Origin of the sequence: Paenibacillus sp. P22, assembly GCF_000469945.2 — a bacterium.
Lineage (GTDB): Bacteria > Bacillota > Bacilli > Paenibacillales > Paenibacillaceae > Paenibacillus_O > Paenibacillus_O humicus.
Genome location: NZ_CBRA020000202.1, coordinates 1 through 5,615, shown reverse-complemented (window position 1 = coordinate 5,615; position 5,615 = coordinate 1). Strand labels below are relative to the sequence as shown.

Below are 5,615 nucleotides of genomic sequence, written 5' to 3'. Positions count from 1 at the left end.
GTCTCCATTGGGATTGTCGGTCGCAATCAGGAATTGGTTTCCAGGAATGAAATTCAAGGGAGTGAAGTCATCGCCGCCGACCCAGATGGCCGCGATCTGCCCCAGCGCGGTCAGCGTGTCGGTTCCCGAGCCGATCGCCGTGCCGAACAGATGGGCGATCGAGCCGGCCAGCGAGATGCCGGAGAATCCTGAGCCGTCGAGGCCGGTTATGGCGCCGGCCGCCGTCAGCGTTACGGCTGCGACCGTTCCGTTGACCGGTACCGCGTGGGCCAGCGCGACGCCCAGATCGTTGACGATGCCGTGGGAGCCGACGGGGAGGGCGGCTTCGCCGAACAAGGACGGCAAGGCGGAATCGCCGAGGTAGAAGAAGGCCGCAATCGGGATGACCGGACCGAACACCTTGAAGCCGAACAGAAAGCCGTCCACGATGTAGGCGGTCGATTTCTCCAGTCCCGCGCCGCGGTGGGCAAGCATGGACAGAACGACCGTAATCAAGGCGGCGGTTCCTCCGATGAGAGCGGTCGCATCCCCTCCTTGCAGCTTGAGGGCGAACATGACTGCGACGTCGGCGGCGAACAGGAGCGGAATGAGGACGGCGAGCGCTCTCTTGATGCCGATGCCGAGGCCGGCGGACTGTGCGGACGGCCGGGCATGCGGATCGCCTCCGAAAATCGAATCGGCGGGGCCGGAGCCGACGAGGCCGTCGCGCCAAGCGCCGGACTTCTGATCGCGTCTCATGAGCCAATAAGCCGTCAGAGTCGTGACGACGCCCATGACGATGACGAGCGGCACGCTCGCCTCCATGACCTGGGACACCGGCAGGCCGGCCGCGTCCGCCGTCAGCTTGGGAGCGCCCTGGATGATGTAATCTCCCGACAGCGCGATGCCGTGGCCGAACAGGTTCATCGCCATGGCCGCACCGAGAGCCGGAAGTCCAACCCGCAGGGCGACCGGCAGCAGGACGGCTCCGATCAGCGCGACGGCCGGAGAAGGCCAGAAGAAGAACGAGACGACCATCATGATGAGGCCGATTCCCCAGAAGGCCATCCCCTGGGAGCGGATCAGTCCCGTGAACGGCCGGATCATTACCTCGTTCACGCCGGTTTCCATGAGCAGACGGCTCATCGCGACGATAATGGAGATGATGAGGATGGTTCCGGACAATTCCTTGATCGCATAGATAAGGCTGTTGAACGTTCCGCTGACCGCGCCGCTCAGCGTGCCGCTCGCCAGCAAGCCGATGATGCCGATGCCGAGCACGCAGACGACCGTCGTATCGCGGCGCATGGCCATGAAAGCGACGATGATGCCGATCAGCAGCAGGTAAACCCAATGGATGGCTGTGAGCGTGAGCTCCATGAATCCGTCTTCCTCTCCCGACAGGATGTCTGTCTATGACATCCTATGCGGAAGCGGAACTAGGCGTTCATCCGTGCTGCGCGTTCATTTTTTCGTAGACAAGGAAGGTTCCAGCCTATAGGTTCCTTCCGCCGCCTCGAGGATGAAGCGGCTCGGTTCGCCCGGGCTGAACAGCTGCAGGCGGTGCATCGCTCTCGTGCAAGCCGTGTAGAACAGCTTGCGCAGCCGTTCTTCGCCGTACGCTTCGGCCGAAGCGTCGTGGATGAGAACGGAGTCGAATTCGACGCCCTTGGCCAGGTAAGCGGGAATGACCATAAGACCGCTCTGGAATGTGGCGGTATCCTTCGTGACGAGGCGCAGCTCCTCCAAACCCGGATAGGAGCGCAGCGCTTCCCATGCCGCCTTGCTTTCGGCCGCCGTTTTGCAGATGACCGCTGCGGAGCCGGAGCCGGCTTGCTGCAGCTCCAGCAGGCTGGCGGCAAGAAGGCGGTCCCGTTCGGCCGTGCCGGAGGAGGCGATCACCTCGGGCAGCTCCCCGGGACGGTCGAATGGAATGATGGCATCGCCTCCCGGAAGCATTGAGCGGGTGAACTCGACGATCGGACGGGTGGAGCGGTAGCTGCGGCTGAGCACGATCGTTTCCGTTTCCTCGGCTCCGTACAGGCCGGCCAGCAAGGCGTTTCCTTCGAGTTCCGTGGAGTGGGCGAAGATGGCTTGGTTGAAGTCGCCGAGCGCCGTCATCTTGGCGAAGGGAAACAGCCTTTTGAGAAACTGGAACTGGAACGGGGAATAGTCCTGGGCTTCGTCGACGAGCACGTACCGGATGCCGGTATTGGTGCGGAAGCCCTGCACAAGCTCCGTCAAATACAGCATGGGCGAGGCGTCCTCGTAAGGAAGACAGCGTTCGGCAAGCCGTTCGCGGGTGAAGCGGCATACATCTCCCCATGACGCGGGGAGGCCGGAGCCGCCGGCATCTTCCCGGAACAGCTGCAGATAGAGGTTGTGCATGTCGATCCACGCCAGCCTTGCGGCCATCCGGCGCAGCGGCTTGAATGCCTCGCGAACGAGCTGCTCCCTCAGAAGCCTTTCCTCCAGCGCGCTCTCGTCATGCTCCTCGCCGCCTTTGCCGCGCCGCTTGCGCATTTGATTATAGATGCTCTGGTAACGGTCATTGTCGAGATATTCGATTTCATTGCGCACCCATTCCTCGGCGCATTCCTCTTGCTCCAGCCGCGACAGCTCCTCCAGGAGCCATTCGCGCAGCAGCTCGATGCGGTTCGGCAGCCGGATATGGGCTTCGAAGCCGTAGAAGCGGGCGCCGATGTCTTCGCGGCTGATGAGCAGCCTGCCGCGGAATTTGAAGCCGCGGAATTTCATGCCGGACTGAAGCAGGCTGTCCGCGAACGTTTGAATCCGCTCCAGGAAGCCCGCAGAGTTTTTGTAGCGGATGGTCTCGAGACGGAGGCGTCGCCCGGCGGCGTCGCCGGATTCGTCCACTATCGCCTCGAGCTGGTCATTGATGTCCTCGATGTCGTACCGGCGGCCCAGACGCGACTCCACGTACTGCTGGAACGTCGTTTGCCGGATATTCTCCTCGCCGAGCTCAGGCAGCACCGAGGAAATATAGCTGTTGAACATCGGGTTGGGGGAGAACAGCACCATCTGGTCCGCGCCGATCCGCGTACGGTGCTTATACAGCAGGTAGGCGACCCGCTGCAGAGCGGCGGATGTCTTGCCGCTGCCGGCGGCGCCCTGTACGATCAGCAGCCGGGAGAGGTCGTTGCGGATGATGGCGTTCTGCTCCCGCTGGATCGTCCCGACGATGGCTTGCATCTGGGAGGTCGAGCTGCGGCTGAGAGCTTCCTGCAGCAGCTCGTCGCCGATGGTCATTCCCGTGTCGAACATGGCCTTAATGACGCCGTCGCGGATGGTGAACTGCCGCTTCAGCGTCATTTCGCCTTCGATGGGCCCTCCAGGGGTGTCATAGGAAGCGGGTCCGGGACCGTAATCGTAATAAAGGCTGGCGACTGGCGTTCTCCAATCGTAGACGAGGAAGCTCTCTCCGTCTTCCGTCAGGAAGGAGGCGGTGCCGATATAGATCGGATCGGTGCTGCCGCCGGCTTCATTTTCCTGAAAATCGATGCGGCCGAAGTAGGGAGACGGCAGCAGGCGGCGCATTTTCGTCAATCCTTCCCGCAGCTGGCGGTGGCTGCGCTCGCGCTCGGAGAGGATTTCGGCCTGCTGCTTCATGCTTATCGCCGTCTCCAGCCGATCGTCGCCGGCCGTCAGGTTGACGGTCACGTCATCCCAGAAGTCGGCGCGGATATCGACGACCTGCGTTTTGAGATCCGATACGAGCGGCTCGTCGCGAGCGATCCTCGTTTGCAGCTCCCCGCGCACGGCATCGACGCGGTCCTGCTCCTGCTTCCATAACTCGCGGTTTGCCATGGGGCACTTCCTTTCCTTGGTTCGTACTCACCGGCTGTCAGCCTGCCGAAAAAAAGATTGACGGCAGGGGAGAAGGGGTGTATAATACGATTGAGATAAATGTGATTTAGCTCATATCTTTTAACCATCTAATGAATCTTATCATTTATTGAATTCTATTTCAATATGTGCAGGCCGGATCACTTGATCCGGCCTTTATTTATGTTCGCCCTCGATTATGATTCTCCTCCGTCATGCTCGGGAATATAACGGCCTTCATTCGGATAAGTATGAGCAAGAATGGAGGGGGGATGAACGATGATCCGGTTCAATTCGGTCTGGATAACGACTCCCGCCCAGGCTGAGCGCTACAGCCGGCAGCTGGCGCTTCCGGCAGGCAGGCAGGAGGAAGATTTCCCGCGGATGCGTCTGCTGCTCTCCCGCAAGCTCATTCCTTTTTTCGCCTACGGACAGCTCACGCTTGGAGACAAGAAAGCCGCTTTCGAGCCCCTCAATCCGACCTTCTCCTCCGTGGCCGTGTATCAGTTCTACAACCTGAACAGGAGTCTTGCTTTCAGCTATGAATACAGCGACTTGATTGTGAAGAAATTTCCGCAGCCGGTGCCGAATCCGCTTCCCGTCTATGGAGACTGGGTGTCGATCGCCAGCCGCTCCAACAGCGTGGAATATTGGCTGGCATCCTCCAGTCCCGGCGCTCAGCTGTATACTTGGCTGGTCAAGATCGGAAAAAAACGGTAATGGCGATTCAACGGGGTCCTTCTGGAGTAAGTACTGGATAGAATGTACGCGGGAGGTAGGCGAAGACGATGACGATCCAGATCAATTCCACGCTGCTCGAGACGGTTCAGGGGGACATAACCCGCATCGAAGCCGATATCATTGTCAATGCCGCCAATGCCAGCCTTTCCGGCGGCGCGGGCGTAGACGGGGCGATCATGCAGGCTGGCGGCATCGCCATACACGACGAGCTGATGCTGATCCGCAATGACAAGGGAGGCTGCTCCACCGGAGACGCGGTCATTACGACGGCGGGCAAGCTTCCGGCAGCCTATGTCATCCATGCGGTGGGACCGGTCTGGCAGGGCGGCGGCCACGGAGAGAAGCGGCTGCTCGCCAGCTGTTATCGCAGAGCGCTGGAGATCGCCGACGCCAGCAAGGCTTCCAGCATCGCTTTTCCGGCGATCAGCACCGGCATATACGGGTATCCCAAGGAAGAAGCGGCGGCGGTCGCTTTTGCCGAGGTGAAGGCATACATCAAAAACCGCGAGGACACTTCCATCAAAAGAATCACTTTCGTCTGCAAGGACGAGGAAAATTGCCGCTATTACGGCATGCAGATGAAGCAAGCCTACCTGGCCTCCAGCTAGGCATGCGGCCGGACCGGCATCCGTAGGGATGCCGGTTTTTTCCTTTCCTGCCCTCTGCCGATCGGGCAGAGGGCGCCCCATGGCCGGATTCCCCCATGCTGTTCCGGCATGTTATCCGATATAATGGCAGTATGAGCTGACAAAGGGGTGGATCCGTGCTTTATTATTTCGCGGCTCTGACAGCCGCAGGTGCGGCGGCTTGGCTGGCGCGGCCGCGGGAAGCGGTCAACCGCTGGGCCGCCGTTTTTATGCTGACCGCGGCTTCGGGAGGGCTGACGGAGCAGCTTCGGCAGCGGGGACTATCAGGCTTGGCGGAGGCGGCCGGATTGTTCAATGCATGCCTGACTCCTTATGCGGTCCTGATTTTCTGCCTGTTGTACGGCGGCTTCCTGCCGTCAAGCAGGCAGCGGCTGGCCGCCAAGCTGCTGCTGCTGGCGCCCC

The 5,615-nt window shown here is 60.8% G+C and carries 4 protein-coding genes and 1 pseudogene; 3 read left to right on the top strand and 2 right to left on the bottom strand.

What is annotated here, in order from left to right:
- Window positions 1-1,359 (bottom strand): hypothetical protein (locus tag BN871_RS22645; protein WP_232313274.1); only part of this gene is annotated, 1,359 nt, incomplete at its 3' end.
- An 84-nt stretch (window positions 1,360-1,443) separates the two neighbouring features.
- On the bottom strand, window positions 1,444-3,807 hold the full coding sequence (gene helD, locus BN871_RS22640) for an RNA polymerase recycling motor HelD (protein ID WP_048749046.1): 2,364 nt from the start codon (window positions 3,805-3,807) through the stop codon (window positions 1,444-1,446).
- Between the two features lie 297 nt (window positions 3,808-4,104).
- Between helD and BN871_RS22635 the strand changes: the two genes are divergently transcribed.
- The 3 genes and pseudogenes from BN871_RS22635 to BN871_RS22625 form a co-directional block, all read left to right on the top strand.
- On the top strand, window positions 4,105-4,545 hold the full coding sequence (locus BN871_RS22635; protein WP_021880835.1) for a hypothetical protein: 441 nt from the start codon (window positions 4,105-4,107) through the stop codon (window positions 4,543-4,545).
- 68 nt (window positions 4,546-4,613) lie between these two features.
- Complete coding sequence (locus tag BN871_RS22630; protein WP_021880836.1) at window positions 4,614-5,174, top strand: macro domain-containing protein; 561 nt, start codon at window positions 4,614-4,616, stop codon at window positions 5,172-5,174.
- 155 nt (window positions 5,175-5,329) lie between these two features.
- Window positions 5,330-5,615: pseudogene (locus BN871_RS22625) on the top strand (histidine kinase); the annotation flags it as partial.